This is a genomic window from Pseudomonas canadensis (assembly GCF_000503215.1).
GTDB classification, from domain to species: Bacteria; Pseudomonadota; Gammaproteobacteria; order Pseudomonadales; family Pseudomonadaceae; genus Aquipseudomonas; species Aquipseudomonas canadensis.
On record NZ_AYTD01000011.1, the window covers coordinates 204,080 to 224,772 of the forward strand.

Annotated in this window: 21 protein-coding genes and 1 pseudogene; 12 read left to right on the forward strand and 10 right to left on the reverse strand. The window is 61.4% G+C overall.

Annotated elements, in window-relative coordinates; all coding sequences use genetic code 11:
• The first annotated feature begins 59 nt into the window (after positions 1-59).
• The gene (gene msrA / locus U367_RS0105955; RefSeq protein ID WP_028616115.1) at positions 60-755 is read left to right on the forward strand and encodes a peptide-methionine (S)-S-oxide reductase MsrA; all 696 of its coding nucleotides are present in this window, start codon (positions 60-62) and stop codon (positions 753-755) included.
• Here msrA and U367_RS0105960 read toward each other — a convergent pair whose 3' ends face one another.
• The 3 genes from U367_RS0105960 to U367_RS0105970 all read right to left on the reverse strand — a co-directional run bounded on the left by U367_RS0105960 (position 756) and on the right by U367_RS0105970 (position 3,655).
• On the reverse strand, positions 756-1,184 hold the full coding sequence (locus U367_RS0105960; RefSeq protein WP_028616116.1) for a nuclear transport factor 2 family protein: 429 nt from the start codon (positions 1,182-1,184) through the stop codon (positions 756-758). It lies immediately after the preceding gene.
• 108 nt (positions 1,185-1,292) lie between these two features.
• Positions 1,293-2,243: an alpha-E domain-containing protein gene (locus U367_RS0105965; RefSeq protein ID WP_016975680.1), complete on the reverse strand. Its 951-nt coding sequence runs from the start codon at positions 2,241-2,243 to the stop codon at positions 1,293-1,295.
• A 2-nt stretch (positions 2,244-2,245) separates the two neighbouring features.
• Complete coding sequence (locus U367_RS0105970) at positions 2,246-3,655, reverse strand: circularly permuted type 2 ATP-grasp protein (protein WP_028616117.1); 1,410 nt, start codon at positions 3,653-3,655, stop codon at positions 2,246-2,248.
• Between the two features lie 504 nt (positions 3,656-4,159).
• Between U367_RS0105970 and U367_RS0105975 the strand changes: the two genes are divergently transcribed.
• From U367_RS0105975 to U367_RS1000000132525, 3 genes are all read left to right on the forward strand, one after another.
• Positions 4,160-4,705 (forward strand): hypothetical protein, encoded by a 546-nt coding sequence (locus U367_RS0105975; RefSeq protein WP_028616118.1) that lies wholly within the window; start codon positions 4,160-4,162, stop codon positions 4,703-4,705.
• Between the two features lie 70 nt (positions 4,706-4,775).
• Positions 4,776-4,937, forward strand: a complete 162-nt coding sequence (locus U367_RS1000000132025; RefSeq protein ID WP_010210501.1) for a hypothetical protein — start codon at positions 4,776-4,778, stop codon at positions 4,935-4,937.
• Positions 4,938-4,948: 11 nt separating this feature from the next.
• On the forward strand, positions 4,949-5,083 hold the full coding sequence (locus U367_RS1000000132525; RefSeq protein ID WP_256581760.1) for a hypothetical protein: 135 nt from the start codon (positions 4,949-4,951) through the stop codon (positions 5,081-5,083).
• On the opposite strand, the gene U367_RS0105990 is transcribed toward U367_RS1000000132525, so the two are convergent.
• Positions 5,074-6,426 carry a cation:proton antiporter gene (locus U367_RS0105990; protein WP_028616119.1) on the reverse strand — a complete coding sequence of 451 codons (1,353 nt, stop codon included), beginning with the start codon at positions 6,424-6,426 and terminating at the stop codon, positions 5,074-5,076. The genes U367_RS1000000132525 and U367_RS0105990 overlap by 10 nt on opposite strands.
• Positions 6,427-6,483: 57 nt before the next feature.
• The gene (locus U367_RS0105995) at positions 6,484-7,410 is read right to left on the reverse strand and encodes a LysR family transcriptional regulator (RefSeq protein ID WP_028616120.1); all 927 of its coding nucleotides are present in this window, start codon (positions 7,408-7,410) and stop codon (positions 6,484-6,486) included.
• A gap of 113 nt (positions 7,411-7,523) precedes the next feature.
• On the opposite strand from U367_RS0105995, the gene U367_RS0106000 reads away from it, so the two are divergent.
• The 6 genes from U367_RS0106000 (at position 7,524) to U367_RS0106025 (ending at position 13,923) form a co-directional block, all read left to right on the forward strand.
• The gene (locus U367_RS0106000; protein ID WP_028616121.1) at positions 7,524-8,507 is read left to right on the forward strand and encodes an aldo/keto reductase; all 984 of its coding nucleotides are present in this window, start codon (positions 7,524-7,526) and stop codon (positions 8,505-8,507) included.
• Positions 8,508-8,644: 137 nt separating this feature from the next.
• The gene (locus tag U367_RS1000000132560) at positions 8,645-10,639 is read left to right on the forward strand and encodes an aminotransferase class I/II-fold pyridoxal phosphate-dependent enzyme (RefSeq protein ID WP_028616122.1); all 1,995 of its coding nucleotides are present in this window, start codon (positions 8,645-8,647) and stop codon (positions 10,637-10,639) included.
• Positions 10,640-10,664: 25 nt separating this feature from the next.
• Entirely contained in the window at positions 10,665-11,519 is an 855-nt protein-coding gene (locus U367_RS0106010) for a transporter substrate-binding domain-containing protein (RefSeq protein ID WP_028616123.1), read from the forward strand.
• Complete coding sequence (locus U367_RS0106015; protein WP_028616124.1) at positions 11,519-12,223, forward strand: ABC transporter permease; 705 nt, start codon at positions 11,519-11,521, stop codon at positions 12,221-12,223. The genes U367_RS0106010 and U367_RS0106015 overlap by 1 nt, the downstream gene beginning before the upstream one ends.
• Positions 12,224-12,229: 6 nt before the next feature.
• Positions 12,230-12,928, forward strand: coding sequence for an ABC transporter permease (locus U367_RS0106020; RefSeq protein ID WP_028616125.1), 699 nt, complete (start codon positions 12,230-12,232; stop codon positions 12,926-12,928).
• Positions 12,925-13,923, forward strand: coding sequence for a DMT family transporter (locus U367_RS0106025; protein WP_028616126.1), 999 nt, complete (start codon positions 12,925-12,927; stop codon positions 13,921-13,923). The genes U367_RS0106020 and U367_RS0106025 overlap by 4 nt, the downstream gene beginning before the upstream one ends.
• Here the strand turns inward: U367_RS0106025 and U367_RS1000000132305 are convergent.
• Positions 13,879-14,418 (reverse strand): annotated as a pseudogene (locus U367_RS1000000132305) (TetR/AcrR family transcriptional regulator); the annotation flags it as partial. The gene U367_RS0106025 and the pseudogene U367_RS1000000132305 sit on opposite strands and share 45 nt — an antisense overlap.
• A gap of 90 nt (positions 14,419-14,508) precedes the next feature.
• Between U367_RS1000000132305 and U367_RS0106035 the strand changes: the two are divergent.
• Positions 14,509-15,507, forward strand: coding sequence for a M14 family metallopeptidase (locus U367_RS0106035; RefSeq protein WP_028616127.1), 999 nt, complete (start codon positions 14,509-14,511; stop codon positions 15,505-15,507).
• On the opposite strand, the gene U367_RS0106040 is transcribed toward U367_RS0106035, so the two are convergent.
• Positions 15,469-16,326 carry an AraC family transcriptional regulator gene (locus U367_RS0106040; protein WP_028616128.1) on the reverse strand — a complete coding sequence of 286 codons (858 nt, stop codon included), beginning with the start codon at positions 16,324-16,326 and terminating at the stop codon, positions 15,469-15,471. The two genes, U367_RS0106035 and U367_RS0106040, sit on opposite strands and share 39 nt — an antisense overlap.
• Positions 16,327-16,467: 141 nt before the next feature.
• Here U367_RS0106040 and U367_RS0106045 point away from each other — a divergent pair, with 141 nt between their 5' ends.
• Positions 16,468-17,268: an alpha/beta fold hydrolase gene (locus U367_RS0106045; protein WP_028616129.1), complete on the forward strand. Its 801-nt coding sequence runs from the start codon at positions 16,468-16,470 to the stop codon at positions 17,266-17,268.
• A 328-nt stretch (positions 17,269-17,596) separates the two neighbouring features.
• On the opposite strand, the gene U367_RS0106050 is transcribed toward U367_RS0106045, so the two are convergent.
• From U367_RS0106050 to U367_RS0106060, 3 genes are read right to left on the reverse strand one after another with little or no spacing between them, the layout of a single operon-like run.
• Positions 17,597-18,805, reverse strand: a complete 1,209-nt coding sequence (locus tag U367_RS0106050; protein WP_028616130.1) for an EAL domain-containing response regulator — start codon at positions 18,803-18,805, stop codon at positions 17,597-17,599.
• A gap of 9 nt (positions 18,806-18,814) precedes the next feature.
• The gene (locus U367_RS0106055) at positions 18,815-19,198 is read right to left on the reverse strand and encodes a response regulator (RefSeq protein WP_028616131.1); all 384 of its coding nucleotides are present in this window, start codon (positions 19,196-19,198) and stop codon (positions 18,815-18,817) included.
• On the reverse strand, positions 19,183-20,523 hold the full coding sequence (locus U367_RS0106060; protein WP_028616132.1) for a sensor histidine kinase: 1,341 nt from the start codon (positions 20,521-20,523) through the stop codon (positions 19,183-19,185). Before U367_RS0106060 ends, U367_RS0106055 begins: the two co-directional genes overlap by 16 nt.
• Positions 20,524-20,693 lie beyond the last annotated feature (170 nt).

The following is a 20,693-nucleotide window of genomic DNA, read 5'->3' on the forward strand; positions in this document are numbered from 1 at the left end:
TCCTCGACCCCAACGTGTCGGCGTATGCCTTCACCTTTGGTTAACCCGGAGTGCCTGCCATGAATGTATTCAAATACCTGCCCGCACTGGCCTTCGCCGCCTTCGTCGGCCAAAGCTCAGCCTTCTCCTTCGGCGCCTCCGACGATGCCGTTGTCATCGCGCCACCGGCCCTTGACCTGCCTGCAACCTCAGGCAACCTGCAAACCGCCGTGTTCGCCGGCGGCTGCTTCTGGGGCGTGCAGGGAGTATTCCAGCACGTGCAAGGGGTGAAAAATGCCGTCTCCGGCTACGACGGTGGGGCGGCGAGTACCGCGCAATATGAAGCCGTCAGTGAAGGCGATACCGGCCACGCCGAGTCCGTGTCCGTCACCTACGACCCGAGTAAAGTCAGCTACGGCAAACTGCTGCAGATCTACTTCTCGGTCGCCCACGACCCCACCGAACTCAACCGCCAGGGGCCGGACACCGGCACCCAATACCGATCTGCAATCTTCGCGCAGAACGCCGAGCAGCAAAACGTCGCTCAGGCCTACATCGCTCAACTGGATGAGGCCAACGCTTTCGGCAAACCCATCGTCACGAAAATCGAGATGGGCAAGGTGTTCTACCCGGCGGAGTCCTACCATCAGGACTTTCTCACCGAAAACCCGTCTTACCCCTACATCGTGATCAACGACCTGCCGAAAGTGGCGCAACTGAAAAAGCTGTTTCCGGCGCAATACAGCGCCGAGCCGGTGCTGGTGAAAAACCAGTAATCAGCGTTTGGCCTTGGCCAGGTAAGGCGCCAGGCGTCGGCCCATTTCCTCACCCAGGGCTTGCAGCCCGCTCAACGGGCGGATCATCACTTCAAACTCGATGATCTGCCCGTGTTCGTTGAAGCGGATCAGGTCGATGCCCTTGAGCTGCTTGTCGCCCACGCGCGCGCTGAATTCCAGCACCACACTCAGGCCATCGCCGGTGGCGAGTTCACGGTGATAGGTGAAGTCTTCGAAGACGTTGATCACCGTATTGAGGATCATCGACACCACCGGCGCGCCAGGGTAGGGCGTATGAGCCATAGGCGAGCGGAAGACGGCGTCGGGCGCCAACAGTTCGGGCAGGGCCTTGAGGTCACGATTGGCTAACATCGCGTGCCAGCGTTGCAGGGTGTGTGCAGCCGCAGGGTTGAGCGTGAGTTCGGACATGTTCTGTACCTGTTCTTATGGTGGGAAGGCATTTCACCTGCCCAACATAAGAGCGGTATCCAAATAGGGTCAATCACCCTAACTTACAGTTAAGTGACCTAAACGTACTTAGACCATCTCCAGGTACGAGCTGTGAATCGCCCGCGCCAACTCGCGCACGGTGTCGATAAAGTCCGTTAGACGGGCGTGCAATCCCTCCTCAAGAATCTCATCGATCCCGGTGTACCTCAGCCGCGCCTCGAACTCCGCCGCCAGGCGCTGCGCCGTACGCCCATAACTGCCGGGCAGGTCCGCCAGGATATGGCTCAGTTCTTCGATGCAGGCATGCAACGAACGCGGCACATCACTGCGCAACAGCAGCAACTCGGACACGGAGCGGGCATTCAGCGCGTTCGGGTACAACTCGGTATACGCCTCGAATGAGGACAACGCGCGGAGCAGGGCGCTCCACTGGTAATAACCGCGTGCCGACAAGTCGCTGACTTCTTCCGACTCCTCGCCAAACATTTCGTAGCGCGCATCCAGCAAGCGCAAGGTGTTGTCGGCGCGCTCGACAAAGGTACCCAGGCGGATAAACCGATAGGCGTCATTGCGCATGATCGTCCCCGACGTCGCTCCCCGGAACAGGTGCGAGCGCTGCTTGACCCAATCACAGAAGTGGCTGATGCCATGCCGCGCCAGGCCGCCGGCGGCGATGCTGCGCATTTCGAGCCACGTGGCGTTGAGGTTTTCCCACATGTCGGCGGTGATGCGCCCGCGTACCGCATGGGCATTGCCGCGAGCGGCACGCAGGCAGTTGTAGATGCTCGCGGGGTTCTCTTCGTCGAGGGCGAAAAAGTGCAGCATGCGCTCGGCGTCCAGCTGTTTATGACGTTCCAGGTAGCTGTCCAGGGTGCCGCTGCTGAGCAACGACATCGCCAGTTCATCCAACCCGTCACTGCGCCCGGCCTGGGGCATCAACGACAGGGAATAACTGACTTCGAGCATGCGCGCCAGGTTCTCGGCGCGTTCCAGGTAACGGGACATCCAGTACAGATCTGCGGCGGTTCTACTCAACATACTCAGCCCTCCACCACCCAGGTGTCCTTGGTTCCGCCGCCTTGCGACGAGTTGACGATCAACGAGCCTTCCTTCAGCGCCACGCGGGTGAGGCCGCCGGGGACCAGGCGGGTTTCCTTGCCCGAGAGCACAAAGGGCCGTAGGTCGATATGCCGTGGGGCGATGCCGTTTTCGACAAAGGTGGGGCAGGTGGACAGGCTCAGGGTCGGCTGGGCGATGTAGGCGTGGGGCCTGGCCTTGATGCGTTGGCGGAAATCCTCGATCTCGGCCGCGCTGGAGGCCGGGCCGACCAGCATGCCGTAGCCGCCGGAGCCCTGGGTTTCCTTGACCACCAGTTCCGGCAGGTTGGCCAGCACGTGGGACAGTTCATCCGGCTTGCGGCACTGGAAAGTCGGTACGTTCTGTAACACCGGTTCTTCATCCAGGTAGAAACGGATCATTTCCGGCACATAGGGGTAGATCGATTTGTCGTCGGCCACGCCGGTGCCAATGGCGTTGGCCAGCACCACATTGCCGGCGCAATAGGCGGCGACCAGGCCGGGAACGCCGAGCATCGACTCAGGGTTGAAGGCCTTGGGGTCGAGGAAGGCGTCGTCGATACGCCGGTAGATCACATCTACCGGCTTGGGGCCGTCGGTGGTGCGCATGAACACCTTGAGGTCCTGCACGAACAGGTCCGCGCCCTCTACCAACTCAACGCCCATTTCACGGGCCAGGAACGCATGTTCAAAGAACGCGCTGTTGAAGCGGCCTGGCGTCAGCACCACCACGTTAGGGTTGTCCAGGCGGCTTGAGCTTTTCAGGGTCTTGAGCAGCAGGTTGGGGTAGTGGTCCACCGGCGCGATACGTTGCTTGGCGAACACCTCGGGGAAGAGGCGCATCATCATCTTGCGGTCTTCGAGCATGTAGCTCACGCCGCTGGGGGTGCGCAGGTTGTCTTCAAGCACGTAGTAGGTGCCGTCACCGTCGCGCACCAGGTCCACGCCGGAAATGTGCGAATAGATGTCGCGGTGCAGGTCCAGGCCGACCATGGCTTTCTGGTAACCCTCGTTGCCCAGCACCTGGTCCGCTGGAATGATCCCGGCCTTGATGATGCGCTGGTCGTGGTAGATGTCGGCGAGGAACATGTTCAGCGCGTTGACGCGCTGGATACAGCCGCGTTCGATCACGCTCCACTCGCTGGCGGGGATGCTGCGCGGGATGATGTCGAAGGGGATCAGGCGCTCGGTGTCTTGCTCGTCGCCATACAAGGTGAAGGTGATCCCGGCGCGATGGAACAGTAAATCGGCTTCACGGCGACGTTGGGCCAGCAGTTCCGGCGGCGTGTTGGCCAGCCAGCGGGAAAAATCCTGGTAATGCGCACGGCATACGCCGTTTGCGTCATTCATTTCATCAAAGAAAGATCGAGCCATTCCAGTACCTTGTCAGTGCCGAGGGGAACAGGGGTGGCACTGCCGTTTCAAAAAACGCATTTTTTATGAGCCCGTGGCGGTGGGTGCCAATGGGCCTGGTCCTTACTTTCTTATGGGGTCGGCTCTGGGTCGGGGGGTAACCAATGCTCCTGTATCCGGGCAGATGAATGGATAAAGCAATGCTTGTGCCGGAAATCCTATTCAAGCTGTCGAGCTGAGAGGCTTTTGTAGTGAGCGGGCTTGCCCCGCGCTGGAGTGCGCAGCGCTCCCGCTTATTTTGGGGCCGCTGCGCAGCCCAGCGCGGGGCAAGCCCGCTCACCACAGAAGCCCGCTCACCACAAAAGCCAGGCCACCACAAAAGCCAGATCACCCCCAAAAGCCAGTCCAGCACTGAACCCCGCTCAACACAGTGCACTCCATGCTCCGACTTGGTGCATGAACCAACTTGAACTTCACCCGCCCCCGATTCTTCTAACGGGACACGAACCCGCATGGAGCACCGCCGTGCCCAGAATCATCTCACCGCAAACCCCGGAATCGAGCCTGCCCGATCACAGCGAGCACAACGCCAAGATCTTCGGCTCGCCCAAAGACCGCCTCGACTTTTACCGGCGCGAAATCCAGTACGAAACCACCATCCTTGCCAACCGTACCGACGCCTACCTCACCGCGCAGTCTTTCCTGGTGATCGCCTTTGTGTCGGGCATGGGCAACCTCAACCCCGAGTGGGGCAAGTTGTTCACCGTGGTGGTGCCGATTTTCCTCGCTGTGTTGGGCATCCTCAGCTCCCTCAACGCATGGCCTGGGATCCGTGCGGCGTATGACATCATCGATCACTGGCACTTCAAGCAAAGCGAGCTATTGCGCAGCGAGCCGGTGATGGGCATGGCGTACGACGAGTCGCCGCTGTTTTCCGAAATGGAGTCGTCGCACAAGGGTTATCGCAAGTCGTTGCTGTTTTCCATGCGCGCGCCCTGGTTATTCATGGTGTTCTGGGTGCTGCTCGCTGCGTACGCGTTTTACATCCAGGTCGACAACCCCGGGTCCTAAACCGATGGAACTTCATCACCCTGGGCATGACCTTAACTCTACCCAGGCGACATTTTCCGAGAGGTAAGCCATGAGCACAGACAAACAACCCGCCACCGGTGCCGATGCGCCCAAAGACCCGGTGCCAGCGAAAGATCCCAAGGCCAAGGAAAACGACTACAGTCCAGACTTCAAGCCCAAGCCTGAGCCCAAGCCTGAAACCGATGCCGATATCGACACCCAAGGCGGTTAGAGGAGACGGTCATGTCCAAAGAACTTGATGAAGAACTCAACGACCCCGGTAATGAAGACCCCGGGTCATTGATGGACGATGCAGAAGTGCCGCTCAACGATCTGGATGAAGCGGCGGATGTGGGTAACACCGAGCGTCAAGACTGAGTATTCACCCGGGCACGTCGTTCATACCACACCAGCATAGGCTGGGTACTCAGGCCATGAACGACGATGCTCAGGGCGATCACCGACAAGGTCAGGTTCACCGCCACGGCGCTGCTGGTGCCAATCAGTCCGTGATTGAGCGCGTAAAACAGGTAGTAAATGCTGCCGATCCCGCGAATGCCGAACCATCCCATCAGGCTGCGCTGCTGACGATCAATCAGGCGTCCCCACGGCATCGCCAGCACACTGATCGGCCGAATCACGCAAAACAACAGCGCCGCCATCGGCAATGCGCGCCAATCCCAGTGGCTTATCAGCACGATCCCCAGTACCGTCACCAGGAACACCTCCATCGAGCGTTCCACCAGGCTGCCGAATGACAGCATGTCGCCCATCATGACGCCGGCGGCGATCTGGGTGTCCTTCAGTTCGCTCACATCCCCTTGCAACGCGCGGTCTGGCTCGATTTCCAAATGGCCTACCACCGGCAACGCCAGATGCTCCGACGGCGTTTTTGAGTTTCCGGTGGAGCGGAATTCCGCCTGGCGCAAACCAAGCCCGGCCGCAAACACGGACAGAAAGCCATAACCGCCCACTGCCTCGGCGACCACGTAGGCCAGCGCAATCAGAGCGAGGGTCAGGTAGTCATTGGGCGAGAGCGTGCTGTCACTGTTGGTGATGCGCAGCCACAACGTCGCGCGGCCGATGCCCCGGCCCATCCAGTAGCCGATCAACAACCCGGCCGGCACCGCCCACAACAAGTTCTTCAATACCCAACCGCCTAGCCAATCGCCGTCAAACCCGCCGTGTTGCATGAACAGCAGGGCAAAAATCACAAAGGGAAAGGCGGTGCCATCGTTCAAGCCCGCTTCGCCGGACAATCCGAAGCGCAGCGGGTCGTAATCCTGAGCGTTATTGACCTGCACCAGGCCTGCCAGCACCGGATCCGTTGGCGCCAGTATCGCGCCCACCAGCAGCGACACGCCCCACGACAGCGTAAACAGGTAATGCAGCGCGAGGCTGATCCCCAGGATGGTCAGCAGCATCACCGGCCCGGCCATGCCAAACGCGATGCGCCAGGTACGGTGCTTGAGCGGCAAGCGCAGTTTCAAGCCGCTGACAAACAGCGAAAACAGCACGGCGACTTCCGTGAGGTGCTCCATCCAGCGTGCGGAGTGCTGGATGTCCAGGTGCAGCAGGTCTACGCCAAGGGGGCCAATTCCCACGCCCAGCAGTAGGCACACCGCCGAGGTCGTGACCGGCATCCAGCGCAGAAAGGAAGAGGTGAGGGCGAGCGTGAGCAACACGGCGCCCAGTACGGCCATCCACAAAATAAAAGTCATCGAACGTGTACCGGGCCGTGGTCTGTTCAGCTTGGAGGACTGCGGCGCGTCACCGGTTCAATGTGATTGGATCAATTGCGAACCGATGGTCTTCAGGCGAATCATGTCCATCAATTGCCGCAACCCCGGCTGTGACTGGCGCCGGCTGGGGTAATACATGCACAACGGCTCGCCCATGCAGGCCCAGTCCGGCATGACTTCCAGCAGGCGCCCCTCCTTGAGTTCCTGCTCCACGCGGTTGGACAGGCAGTAGGCAATCCCCACCCCTTGCAACGCGGCATTGACGATTGTTTCAGTGTCGGCCGCGCTGAAGTGGCCGGGCACGTCGATGCGTTGTTGCCGTGCGCCGTTGCCCAATTCCCATTTGTAGGTGGTCTTGTCCCCCAGGTACATGCGGATGCAACTGTGTTGCAGCAGGTCTTTGGGCTCCTGCGGCGTTCCGCTTCGAGCAAGATAGGCGGGGGAGGCGACCATGATCCAGCGCAGTTCGCCGGTCAGCGGCACGGCGACCATGTCTTGGGGCACGGTGGCACCGTAGCGGATACCCGCGTCGTAACCTTCAGCGATGATATCGATCATCTGGTCCTGCACGATCAGGTCCAGGCGCAGTTGCGGGTAGGCGGCGCAAAAATCCCCAAGAATCGGCGCCAACAGCAAGACCGCCGCGTCCCGTGGCACATTCAGGCGCAGCCGGCCGATCGGGGCCTCGCGGTACAGCTCCAGGGTGTCGAGGCCGTCCTTGATGGTGGCAAACCCCTGAATGAGTTTTTCCGCCAGTAGCGTGCCGGCATCGGTGGGTTCCACCGCGCGGCTGGTGCGGTAGAGCAGCTTCACGCCCAGGCGGGTTTCCAGGTTGCGCATGGTGTGGCTCAACGCCGAGGTGGTCACGCCCAGTTCATGGGCGGCGTGGCGGAAGCTGCGGCGGCGGATGATCGCCATGAACACGTTGAGATCAGCCAATTCGGAACGGTTGAAAGCAGCCATTTCAAGTCTCTTGCGCAGGAATTCGGCTGCATGCGGCGTTGAGCCCGATTCAACCGTGGATGACTTAGAGTAATTGTTTTTCTAAGCATTATTGCGCGCCATGGGATTTTTTTATGCACGTTGAGACCATCAGAATTGCCGGCATCGACCAAGCGGTCTCGCGGATTGCCCTCGGTACCTGGTCCATGGGCGGGCACCTGTGGGGTGGGGCGGACAATGAACAAGCCATCCGCACCCTGCGCCATGCCCTGGCAATCGGCATCAACCTGATCGACACCGCGCCGGTGTACGGCTTTGGCCTGTCCGAAGAGCTGATCGGCAAAGCCCTGCGTGGCGTGCGCCACAGCGCGGTGATCGCGACCAAGGCCGGGCTGCAATGGGACACCGGCACTCCCCGGCGCAACGCCACGGCCCAGCGCATCCGCAAGGAAGTCGAAGACTCCCTGGTACGCCTGCAAACCGACTACATCGACCTTTACCAGATCCACTGGCCCGACCCGCTGGTGGCCCAGGAAGAAACCGCCGATGAGCTGGAACGCCTGCGCCGCGAAGGCAAGATCCTCGCGGTCGGCGTGAGTAACTATTCCTCCGCGCAGATGGACGATTTCAGCCAGTACACCGCACTCGCCACGGTGCAGCCGCCCTATAACCTGTTCGAACGGGCCATCGACAGCGACATACTGCCTTACGCCAAGCAGCATTCCCTGGTGGTTTTGGCTTACGGTCCGCTGTGCCGGGGGTTGCTCAGCGGCAGCATGCACTCGGCGACGGGCTTTACCGGCGATGATGTGCGCACGCTCGACCCCAAGTTCAAGGCGCCGCGTTTCGAGCAATACCTGGCCGCCGTGGCCGCGCTGGATATGTATGCCCGCGAATGCCACGGCAAATCGGTACTGGCCCTGGCCCTGCGCTGGGTGCTCGACCAAGGCCCGACCATCGCCCTGTGGGGCGCACGGCGGCCGGAGCAGTTGAAGGGCTACGAAGAAGCCTTCGGCTGGCACCTCACGCCCGAAGACCTGACGCATATCGACCGTATCCTGGCCAGCACGATAAAAGATCCGATCGGCCCGGAATTTATGGCCCCGCCCAAGCGTTAACGACCTCTTTGAACCATAAACGACACGGCCGCAAACTTACCCATTGAACGACTGTTCAGTTTGAACTATGTTGACCGCATCCACCCGTTTCCACCCGACGGGTTCGCGCTGTTTCTTCTTGAACAAGAGGCTCTGGCATGCGGTTTTCCCCCTTCGTCGAACGAATTGCAGGGCAGGGCGTAGCTGCCTGGGACATCCACCACGCCGCGTTCCAGGCGGCCAGCCAGGGCGAAGACATCATCATCCTCAGCGTTGGCGATCCGGATTTCGCCACGCCATCCTTCATTACCGACGCCGCGGTGAGTGCGTTGCGCGACGGTGACACCCACTACACCGAAATCCCCGGTCGCCCGGCATTGCGCGATGCAATAGCTGCACGCTACAGCCAGACGCTGGGCCGTCCACTGACTGCCGAAAACGTCATCACCGTGGCCGGTGCCCAGAACGCCTTGTTCGTGACCTCCCTGTGTCTGCTTCAGGCCGGCGATGAAGTGCTGGTGCTCGACCCGATGTACGTCACCTACGAAGCCACACTCAAGGCCAGCGGTGCGACACTGGTCCGTGTGCCCTGTTCGCCGGAATCCGGCTTTCGCCTCGACGCCCAGTTGCTCGGCGCAGCCATCACACCGCGTACGCGGGCGATTTTCTTCTCCAACCCGAACAACCCCACCGGCGTGGTACTCAACCCGCATGAGCTGCAAGCCATTGCCGACCTGGCGATTGCCCACGACCTGTGGGTGGTGGTCGATGAGGTCTATGAAAGCCTGGTGTTCGACGGCGAATACCACAGCCTCGCAGCGCTGCCGGGCATGGCCGAGCGATGCGTGGTGATTGGCAGTCTGTCCAAGTCCCATGCCATGACCGGCTGGCGCATCGGCTGGCTCATCGCCACGCCGCAAATGGTCGCGCATGCGGAAACCCTGGTGCTTAGCATGCTCTACGGGTTGCCGGGCTTCGTGATGGAAGCCGCCACCGCTGCCGTGCTGGCCCATGACGAGGTGACCCAGGGCATGCGCGAAATTTATCGGCGCCGGCGCGACCTGGTGGTGTCGGGGCTGAGTGGGTGCCCTGGCATCCAGGTGCAGGCACCGCAAGCCGGGATGTTTGTGCTGGTGGATGTGCGCGGCACCGGCCTGGGCTCCCTCGACTTTGCCTGGCGCCTGTTCCGTGAAGCCGGGGTTTCGGTACTCGACGCCGCCGCGTTTGGCGAGCCGGCCCAGGGTTTCGTGCGCTTGTCGTTCACCCTGGGAGAAGAGCGCCTGCGTGAAGCCTGCCAACGCATCGTGCGGTTTGTCGCCAAGCTGGCCGGTGAACCGCGTACCGCGGCGGCGCCCAGGATCGAAGTGGTGCAGCCGGCCGCAGCCAAAAAGATGATCGAGGTCATCGACCTGCACAAGCGCTTCGGCAATATCGAAGTGCTCAAGGGCATTTCCCTCACGGCCCACGAGGGCGATGTGATCTCGCTGATCGGCGCCAGCGGCTCGGGAAAAAGCACCTTGCTGCGCTGCATCAACATGCTCGAAGTGCCGGACCAGGGCAGCATTCATGTGGACGGCGAAAGCATCAAGCTCAACTACGGCCGGCCCGGCGCGCCTCTGGTGGCGGACGCCAAACAGCTGGTACGCATCCGTTCGACCCTGGGCATGGTGTTCCAGAACTTCAACCTGTGGCCACATCGCACGGTCCTGGAAAACCTTATTGAAGCCCCCACCCAGGTCCTGCGCGAAAGCCGCACCGAAGCCATCGAACGCGCCGAAGCCTTGCTCGACCGCGTCGGCCTGGCCGCCAAGCGCGACGAATACCCGGCGTTCCTGTCCGGCGGCCAGCAACAGCGGGTGGCGATTGCCCGAGCGCTGGCCATGCGTCCCAAAGTCATGTTGTTCGACGAGCCCACCTCGGCCCTTGATCCGGAACTGGTGGGTGAAGTGCTGCGGGTGATCCGCTCCCTGGCCGAGGAAGGCCGCACCATGATCCTGGTCACCCATGAAATGGCGTTCGCCCGGGATGTGTCGTCGAAAGTGGCGTTTCTGCACCAAGGCATGATCGAAGAAACCGGCTCGCCGGATGCGGTGTTTATCGACCCACGCAGTGAACGTTGCCGACAGTTCGTCAACGCGCATCAAACTCGCTAACTCCATAAAAAGACGGGGCAAAATCATGAAATCCAAGCGTATGGCAACGTGGTTGAGCAGTGCAGTGTTGGTGTTGACCGCGGGTTTCACCTGGGCGGCGGAAAAGCCCATCGTGTTTGCGGTGGCCGCAGAACCCTATCCGCCATTCACCGTTAAAGGTGGCAACGGCCAATGGTCCGGCTTTGAAGTGGACTTGATCCACAAACTCTGCGAAGGCATGAAAGCCGAGTGCCAGATCAAGGAAGTGGCGTGGGACGGCATCATTCCTTCTTTGCTGGCGAAGAAGATCGACGTGATTTTCTCGTCGATGTCGGTGACCGATGAGCGCGAAAAACAGATCGCCTTCAGCCGTGCCTATTACGATTCCCTGTTAGGCGTCGCCGGGCCGAAAGGCAGCGAAGTCGAGATTTCCCCGGCGGGCCTCAAGGGCAAGTTGATCGGCGTGCAGATCTCCACGGTCAGCGCCAACTACTTGAAGAAGTACTACGAAAACATCGCTGACCTGAAGTACTACGACACCCAGGAATCGGCCAACGCCGACCTGATCGCCGGGCGTATCGACTACATGATGGCCGACGACACCGCCATCGCGATGATGGTCAAGACCCCGGAAGCCAGCGGCCTGGCGCATATCGCCAGCGTGCCTTACGACCCGATCATCGGCCGTGGCGTCGGCGCCGGCCTGCGCAAGGAAGACACTGCGCTCAAGGCCCGGCTGGATAAAGCCATTGGTGAATTGCTGGTGAGCAAGGACTACGACGACCTGTCGCAGCACTATTTCGGCCTGTCGGTCAGCCCGTGCAAGCGCGGTGACACCCCGGCGTTTGTCAGCAAGACCTGTGACAGCCCGTATCAACACGTCGCCCAGAAGACCGAATAATGCTCGACCTCTTAAGCTTCGGTGAACAAGGGTGGGGCAATGCGTTGCTCAAAGGGTTATGGATGACCCTGCAAATCTCCGCCGGTTCGTTTGCGGTGGGTTTGTTGATCGGCCTGGTGGTGGCCTGCGCCAAGCTCAGTGCGCCACGCCCGATTGCGCTGCTGATGCGCGGCTACACCACGGTGTTTCGTGCGGTGCCGGAGCTGCTGCTGATCCTGCTGCTGTATTACGCCGGTTCCATGGGCCTCAATGCGCTGATGTTGTGGATGGGCTTCGAGCAGATGAACATCAGCGGCCCGCTGGTGGCGATCCTGGTGTTGGGCCTGGTGCAGGGCGCTTACGCTTCGGAGATTTTTCGCGCGGCAATCCTGGCAATTCCCCACGGCCAGATCGAAGCGGCACGGGCATTTGGCTTGAGCGGGTTTGGCCTGTTCCGCCGGGTGACCTTGCCGATCATGGCGCCATTCGCCCTGGCCGGTATGTCCAACCTGTGGATCAACCTGATCAAGGACAGCGCCTTGATCAGCGTGGTCGGCACCAACGAGTTGTTGTACACCGCCAAGCAGGCGGCGGGCTCGACCCGTCAGTATTTGCTGTTCTACCTCACGGCCGCCGCCTTGTATTACCTGGTGACGCTGGCTTCCAACTACCTGTCCGGGCGCCTGGAGCGACGTATCCGTCGCTGGATGCCGGTTGTCGAGTGAGCGACCATGCCTGAATGGATAAGTTACTACGCCGGCCTGATCGCCAAAGGCTTGCAGACCACCTTGTCGCTGCTGGTGATTTCGGCGGTGTTGGGTTTTGCCTTGGCGGTGCTGGTGGCGCTGGCGCGCTTGTCGCGGCGCAAATGGCTGGCCCGTGGCGCGCTGGCCTACACCAGCGTGTTGCGCGGCACGCCGCTGCTGATCCAGATCTACATTTTCTACTACGGGCTGGGCAGCCTGTTTGCGCAGTTTCCAATGATTCGCGGTAGCTTTCTGTGGCCGTACTTGCGTGACGGCTACTGGTACATCGTGTTTGCCCTGGTGTTGTCGGTGGGTGCCTACGTCGGCGAAGTGATTCGCGGTGGCCTGCTGGCGGTGCCCAAGGGCGAAATGGAAGCCGCCTCGGCATTCGGCATGACGCCACGCCAGGCCTTGTTGCGCGTGCGTTTGCCACGGGCGATGCGCCTATTGTTGCCGACCTTGGCGGGGGAGACGGTGATGTTGCTCAAATCCACCGCGCTCGCCTCGACCATTGCCGTGGTCGACCTATTGGGCGCGGCCAACGTGGTCCGCGCGCAGACCTTGCAGATCTACCAGCCGCTGCTGCTGGTGGCGGCGGTCTACCTGTGCCTGACCTTTCTCATCGAAGGTGTCTACGCCATCGCCGAACGGCGCGGCACGCCGCTGCGCAGGTCGGCCGGATGAAACAGGACCGCTCGTTGCAGGGGATTGCCCTGTGTTCGCTGGCCTATTTGTTCCTGGCGCTGCAGGACGCGGTGGTCAAGTGGCTGGTGGCCGATTACTCGGTGTTCACCATTCTGTTCTGGCGCAGCCTGGTGGTGGTTGTCGCGTGCTTGATCGCCGGGCGCATGGGCCTGATGCGCAGTGCCTGGACGTCAGTCAGCCGGCGCCTGCTGATCATTCGTGGACTGTTGTCGTTGCTCGCGTGGTTGTTGTATTACACGGCGGCCAAGGACCTGAGTCTGGCAGAAATGACCACGCTGTATTTCTCTGCGCCGATCATGGTCACGCTGTTGGCCGCGCTGATCCTCAAGGAGCGCGCCAGCCGGGGACAGTGGATCGCGTTGATCATCGGGTTTGCCGGGGTGGTCATTGCGTGCCGTCCCACGCATATGCTCGACCCGTGGCCCATCGCCCTGACCTTGGGCGCGGCGCTGTGCTGGGCGTTTACCTATATCCAGTTGCGTCAGGTCGACCCGAGCAGCTCGGTGCTGGAGCAAATGCTGATCACCAACGTCGTGTTTGTGCTGTGCATGGGCGTGACCTTGCCCTGGACTCACACACCGGCACCCACGCCAGCCTGGCTGGGCATGCTGGCGGCAGGTTTGGTCGGGGGCATCGGTCAATTCCTGCTGTTTGCCAGTTTCCGTCGCGCCACGGCGACGTTACTCGCGCCATTCGAGTACACCGGGCTGATCTGGGCGTTCCTCCTGTCGAGCCTGGTGTGGGGCACGTTGATGGATGGCTCGCTGATCATCGGCGCGGTGTTGATTGCCATCAGCGGCACCCTGGCCATGCTCAGCGCGCGGCATCCCGTGTCACAGGACGTGGTCGGCGCCGAATGCACCGTGACGCAACCCTTGTACCCAGCAGCGGCAGATGTGCAGCCCGTTGGCGGGGCTGAAAGTGCCGGGGTTGAGGCAGCCCTCGAGCCAAAGTCCGTCGAGCATCGCCGATAAACCGATGGCGGCCAGGTGGCTGTCGTGGATCACCAGGTTTTCACTGCGGGCCAGATCGTCCAGCAGTTGTTGGATCAATGCCAGGTAGGCGTGGTAGCTGTTTTCGTGGGACTGGTTCACATGGGGCGAATGGCGGATCAGGCTCCAGAACACTACCCACACGCCGAGCAGATCGGGGTCCATGACCCGGGGCGAGAATGAGGCGCTGAGGAATGCATCCAGGCGCGCGGCAGGGCCTTCTGCCTGTTCCACTTGCGCCCAGAGGGCACTGGTCAGCTCGTTGGCCAGCTTATGGTAAGTCTCGGCGATCAGTGCATCGATGCTGCCGAAATGGTGGTTGAGCAACCCCACCGACACCCCGGCCTCGGAGGCGATACGGCGTACGGAAATCCCCGCATGCCCATCGCGGGCCAGACAGGTGAGGGTGGCAGCAATCAGCAGGTCCCGGCGTTCGTCGGGGTCGGCACGGCGCAGTTTGGGAAGCTCGGGGGTCATGGGCAGGCCTTGGGTGAAACAGCACAGTGCTCAGGTTAGTTGAACATGTGTTCAATCTCTACCGATTAATTGATCAGAGGAGGGCAAGGCATGGCAAAAGACCTTTCGTGGCAGGTCACCGGCGATTCCGGCAATGTGTTGCATATCGGGGCCTGGCGTTTCGAAGGCGACGGCAGCGGGCCAAAGGTACATCTACAGGCCGGTGTACACGCCGACGAAATCGCCGGGATGCTGGTGCTGCATCAACTGCTGCCGCGCTTGCAGGCGTGCGCCGAGCAGGGCCGACTCAAGGGCACGGTCACGGTGGTGCCCCAAGCCAATCCCTTTGGTATCGGCCAGTTCCGCCAGGGGCGCTTGCTCGGTCGGTTCCACGAAGCCACCGGACAGAACTTCAACCGAGCCTTCGATTGTTCGCTGGCCATGGAGCGCCCGGCGAGCAACCTGGCGCAATGGCAGAAACGCCTGGTGCAACTGGCCGCCGATGCCGACCTGATACTGGACCTGCACACCGACGACGAGGCGTTGCCCTATCTCTACATCCACCGCAGCTTCTGGCCCGAGCAAGGCCTGGCGCTGGCGGCGGCGTTGCAGGTGGACCTGGTGATTGTCTGGGATGAAGGTGGCGATGGCTCCTTTGAAGAAACCCTCATCAACCACGCTTCGCCGCAACTGGCGGCAACCATTGAACTGCGCGGGCAGGCGGACGTCAGCGATGCCCTGGCGCAACAGGACGCCGATGGGCTGTGGGCGTGGTTGTGCATCAATGGCGTGATCGACGAGGTGGCCAACATTGCCGAATGGCAAGGCGAGGTGGTCGACATGGGCTGTATGGAAACCGTCCTTGCACCCTGCGCGGGTGTGCTGGTGTTCGAAAAGGGCTTGGGCGACGACCTGGAAGAAGGCCAGCGTTTCGCGCGGATTATCGGCCGACCCGGTGACCCGGCCTCCGAAGTGACCCTGCACGCCGCTCAGGCCGGGCGCATGGTCACCGCCCACCGTGAACGCCTGGTGGCGCAGGGCTCGGTGGTCGCCAAGTTCACCGGCACACGGTTATCCGACAGCTACAGCGGCGGCGTGCTGGACCCGTAGCGGCGCCTGCAACTGCAGCCACTCCCGCGGGCTGGTGCCGATCTTGCGCCGGAACGCACGGGCCAGCGCCGAAGGGCTTTCGTAACCGACTTCATCGGCGATCAGGGCAATGGGGCGACCTTCACGCAGACGTTTCTGCGCCAGGCTCACGCGCCAGCTCAGCACATAGTCGGCCGGCGTTTGGCCCACCACTTTATGGAAGTGCGCAGCGAAACTGGCCCGGGACATGTTCGACTCCACCGCCATTTCCTGCACAGTCCATGGGCGTTCGGGATTGTTGTGCAGCAGGGTCATGGCCCGCGCCAGGCGCAGGTCCGCCAGGCCCGACATCATGCCGGTAGTCATGCTGTGATAGGCCATCATGTGGCGCAGGAACTGAATCACCATCAACTCGAACAGCCGGTTCATCACCGCCTCGCGTCCGCAGTGTTCGGCGAAGGCTTCATCGAACAGCCACTCCAGCGTGCCGGCGATCATCGGAATCTGCTTGAGCGGCATCACAATGGTATCGGTCAGCGCCACGGACAACGGGTTATCGATCCCCCCATCAAAGCGCAGCGAAGCTGCCACCACCCGGGCGCAATCGGCTTTGGCCGCCACCAGCCGATGGGGCAGGGGGCGCGGCACCAGCACCAGGCTGGGCTCGGGGATACGCAGGGTGCCGTCGGGCATTTCCAGGCTGGCCTGGCCGTCCTTGAGCAGATAGACCCGGCCGCGCTGCTGCAAATCGCGGGTGTCGAGGGCACCGTGCAACGGCCCGCTGTGAAAGGTTTCGGCACCGATGCCGAAGTGCACCAGCAGCGTGGACAAACGATCCATGGCTCACCTGATTTCAATAAACGATCTTTTAGACGATCTGCGCCATATCGTCGACTATTAGCCTCCATTTGTAAAACACGTTTCGGCATCATGGCCTCACGTTCAATGCCTTGAGCGCCCAACCCCACGGAGCAAACGTTCATGAAAACCTTCAAGTTCTCCCGCGTCGCCGCCGCCCTGATCACCGGCGCACTTGCCTTCGGTGTCGCCACCACCAGCTTCGCTGCCCCACAGAAAGCCACCGTGGTACTGGTGCATGGCGCGTTTGCCGACGCCTCCAGCTGGAACGGCGTGATCGCCGGGCTCAAGGCCGAAGGCTACCCGGTGGTCGCCGTGGCCAACCCGCTGCGCAGCGTCAAGACCGACTCAGACTACGTGGCCGACATCGTTGAACACACTCAAGGCCCGGTGATCCTGGTCGGCCATTCCTACGGCGGCTCGGTGATCTCCAACGCCGTGCACGGCAGCAACAAGGTCAAGGCGCTGGTCTACGTTGCCGCGTTTGCCCCGGAAAAAGGCGAGACCGCGTTTGAGCTGTCCGGCCGTTACCCTGGCGGCACCCTCGGCCCGACCCTGGACAAACCCGTGGTCTCCAAAGACGGGGTGACCGACCTGTACATCCAGCAAGACAAGTTCAACAGCCAGTTCGCCGCCGACGTGGCGCCCAAGGAAGCTCAGTTGATGGCAGCCGGGCAACGCCCGATCACCGAAGCCGCCCTGAAGGAACCGTCGGGTGACCCGGCCTGGAAAACTGTGCCGTCCTACTTCATATACGGCTCAGCGGACAAAAATATTCCCGAGGCCGCGCTTAAATTCATGGCTGACCGTGCGGGCTCCAAGGAAACCGTGGACGTGAAGGGGGCTTCCCACGTGGTGATGGTGTCGAATCCGGCGCGAGTGGTGGCGATCATCAACGACGCGGCCAAGGCCAACGCGCAGTAACCGGCGAGGCGCAGTGCGGTTTCTGTGGTGAGCGGGCTTGCTTGTGAAGAGTGGGCGTCCTGTGGTGAGCTGGTTTACCTGTGGTGAGCGGGCTTGCCCCGCGCTGGGCGGCGAAGCCGCCCCAAAACCGGATACCCGTTTATACCTGGAGAAACGCGGTGTCTTTATGGGGGCTGCTACGCAGCCCAGCGCGGGGCAAGCCCGCTCACCACGGGAAGTCCACTCACCATGAGTAAACCTACTCACCACAAAGGGTTTCACTTCCAACCGTTGGCGGGGTCACTCAGCGACCCACCGAGGATTGATCGAGTGCCTGCGCGAGGAGCTTTCACGGAGTCTCTGAACGCTCCAGCAGCAGCCGCTCCAAGGTTGCCACCGGCAACGGCCGGCTGAACAGGTAGCCTTGGATCTGATCGCAGCCGGCGTCCTTCAGGAACGCCAATTGCGCCTGGGTTTCCACGCCTTCGGCGACCACCCGCAGGTTGAGGCTGTGGGCGAGTTCAATGATGGTGCGGGTAATCGCGGCGTCCTGGGGGTTGCTGGTGACTTCGCGGATAAACGCGATGTCGATCTTCAGTGTATCGATGGGAAAACGCCGCAGGTACGCCAGGCTTGAATAGCCGGTGCCAAAGTCGTCGATGGAGATTTTCACGCCCATGGTGTGCAAGCGTTGCAGGCTGGCGATGGTGTGCTGGGTGTTCTCCATCAACGAGCCTTCGGTCAGTTCCACTTCCAGCCAGTGCGGCTCGACGCCGGTTTGCGCCAGGATGTGCGCGATATCGGCAATCAGGTCGCCCTCTATGAGTTGATGGCCGGAAACGTTGACCGATACCTCCACAGCGCCAATGGCAGTGCGTTGCCAGGCGCCAATCTGTTGGCAAACGGCTTCGATCACCCAGCGTCCCACCGCTACGATCAAGCCGAGGCTCTCCAACACGGGTACGAACACCGCTGGGGACACGGCGCCATGCCCCGGTCGGTCCCAACGTAGCAGGGCCTCAAGTGCGCAAAGCTGGCCCGTCGCAAGCTCGACTTTGGGCTGGTAATGCACGATGAATTCATTGCGCTGCACGGCCTGGCGCAGGGCGTTTTCCAGGTCCCGACGGTCGACGTCGGGTTGCAGGGCTTGGCGTATATTATCCGCCCGCTCGCCATGAGCGGTGAGCCGCAGCAGGTTGCGCACGCGCAAGGACAGTTCGATACGCTCGATCGGTTTGCTGAGGAACTCTTCGGCACCGCTTTCCAGGCCGCTGACGCGCGCGCCAGCATCACTGAGTGCCGATAGCATGATGATCGGAATACCCGCCGTGGCGTCGTCACTTTTCAGTTGGCTGGCCACCTCATACCCATCCATCCCCGGCATCATGATGTCCAGCAAGATAAGGTCGGGCGCCTGTTGCGCCACCACCTGCAGCGCCTCTTCACCGCTGCTCGCGCAGACCGTCTGGTAGCCCTCGTGTTGCAGCAAGGTCTCCAGGAGCTTGCGCACCTGGGGCTCATCATCGACGATCAACAACGTTGCGGGTTGGCTGGGCATGGAGCGGACTCATGTGAGGGGACTGTTGGGCTTTTGCAGCAAGGTGTCGATCACTTGGTATAACTCTTTGTAACGCAGCGGCTTGATGATATAGGCGTCGCAACCGGCCAGCCGAGTCTTCTCGCGGTCTTCCTTCATCGCCATGGCTGTCAGGGCGATCACTGGGATATGCGCGGTCAGCGGGTCTTGTTTAATCAATGCCGTGGCCGCCAGACCGTCCATGCCCGGCAGTTGAATGTCCATCAGGATCAAGGCCGGTTGCTGTTCGCGGGCCAGGGTCAGGCCAGTCTCGGCGTCAGGTGCCCACAGCGATGTGTGGCCGGCGTTCACCAGCAGCAGACGCGCCAGGCGCATATTGGCCTCATTGTCTTCAACGATCAGGATCTCGGCCACGACGCCTCCGGCTCACGATGCAGCGGCAACCATGCGACAAACCGAGCGCCACAGCCTTCACGGCTGGCCACCGCGACACTGCCACCGTGTAGCTCGGCCAGTTGCTTGACCATCGCCAGCCCCAGTCCCGTGCCTTCGAATTTGCGTGCCAGGCTGCTGTCGATCTGGCTGAACGCCTTGAACAGCTTGCCCATGTCGTCCTCGGCAATGCCGATACCGGTATCGCTGACGCTCAACTCAAGGAATTGTGGGTACTGGCTTTCGGGCAAGGCAAAGCGGTACACCGGCCATTCGCCAGGAATCTGACCGACCTGCTCGCGGCTGACCTGGCGCACCGTCAGCGTCACCGAGCTGCCGTGTTCGCTGAATTTCACCGCATTGGCCAGCAGGTTGTAGACGATCTGCTTGGTCTTGCGCAGGTCCAGTTTCAGGTGGCCGAGGTTGTCGGGGCATTCCAGCTTCAATTGGATACGTTGCAGTGCGGCCTTTTCCCGCACGATCAGCAGACTGTTGGCCAAAAGGCCCGCCAACTCAACGCTTTCCAGCTCCAGTTCCATCATCCCGGCCTCGACCTTGGACAGGTCGAGAATGTCGTTGATCAACGACAGCAAGTGTTGGCCGCTGGTGAAAATGTCGCCGATGTATTCGCGCTGGGTCTCGCTCATTTCACCGACCAAGCCGTCCTTGAGCGCCTCGGAAAAACCGATCACCGCATTCAACGGCGTGCGCAGTTCGTGGGACATGGTGGCGAGGAACTCGGACTTCATGTGGCTGGCGTGTTCCAGCTCCAGGTTCTTTTCTTCCAGCGCACGCTCGAAGCCTTTGCGCTCGGCTTCTTCCTGCTTGCGCGCGGTGTTGTCGGTGCCGATCAGCAGGTAGCCGATGATGGTGTCATGCCGGTTGCGCAGGGCGGTCACCGAAACCATGGCCGACAGGCGACTGCCGTCCTGGCGGATGTAGGTCAGCTCGTAGATGTCTTCGATGCCGCGGGAAGCCTTGAACACCAGGGCTTCGAAACCCGGCGTAATGGGCGTGTCCAGTTCCAGGCTGAGGGCAGCGGCGCGGGTGATCAACTCGACGGGGTCGGAGATGTCGGCTGGGGTGATGCGGTTGACCACGTCGGCGGCGGCATAGCCAAGCATGCGTTCGGCGCCGACGTTGAAGATCTGGATCACGCCTTTTTCATCGGTGGCGATGCTGGAGAAGTAGGCGCTGTTGAAGATGGCGTCTTGCAGCGCGCCGGTCTTGAGCAGGGTTTTCTGCCGTTTGAACTCGACGATCTTTTCGGCGCGCGATTGCGGCTGTTCGGGTAACGGTTTGTCCATCGCTTGGGCTTTCCGTGACGTTCAGGCCCGCCATCGTCAACCGACAATGGCGCAGAGCATGCTCGCAGAAGATCGCTGGAGGGCGATGAGGAGGAGATGAGGTCCTTGGACAATAGCAGACAAACGGTAAAATCGATGCTTTGTGTGCCTATTCAACAAACTGGCTTGAT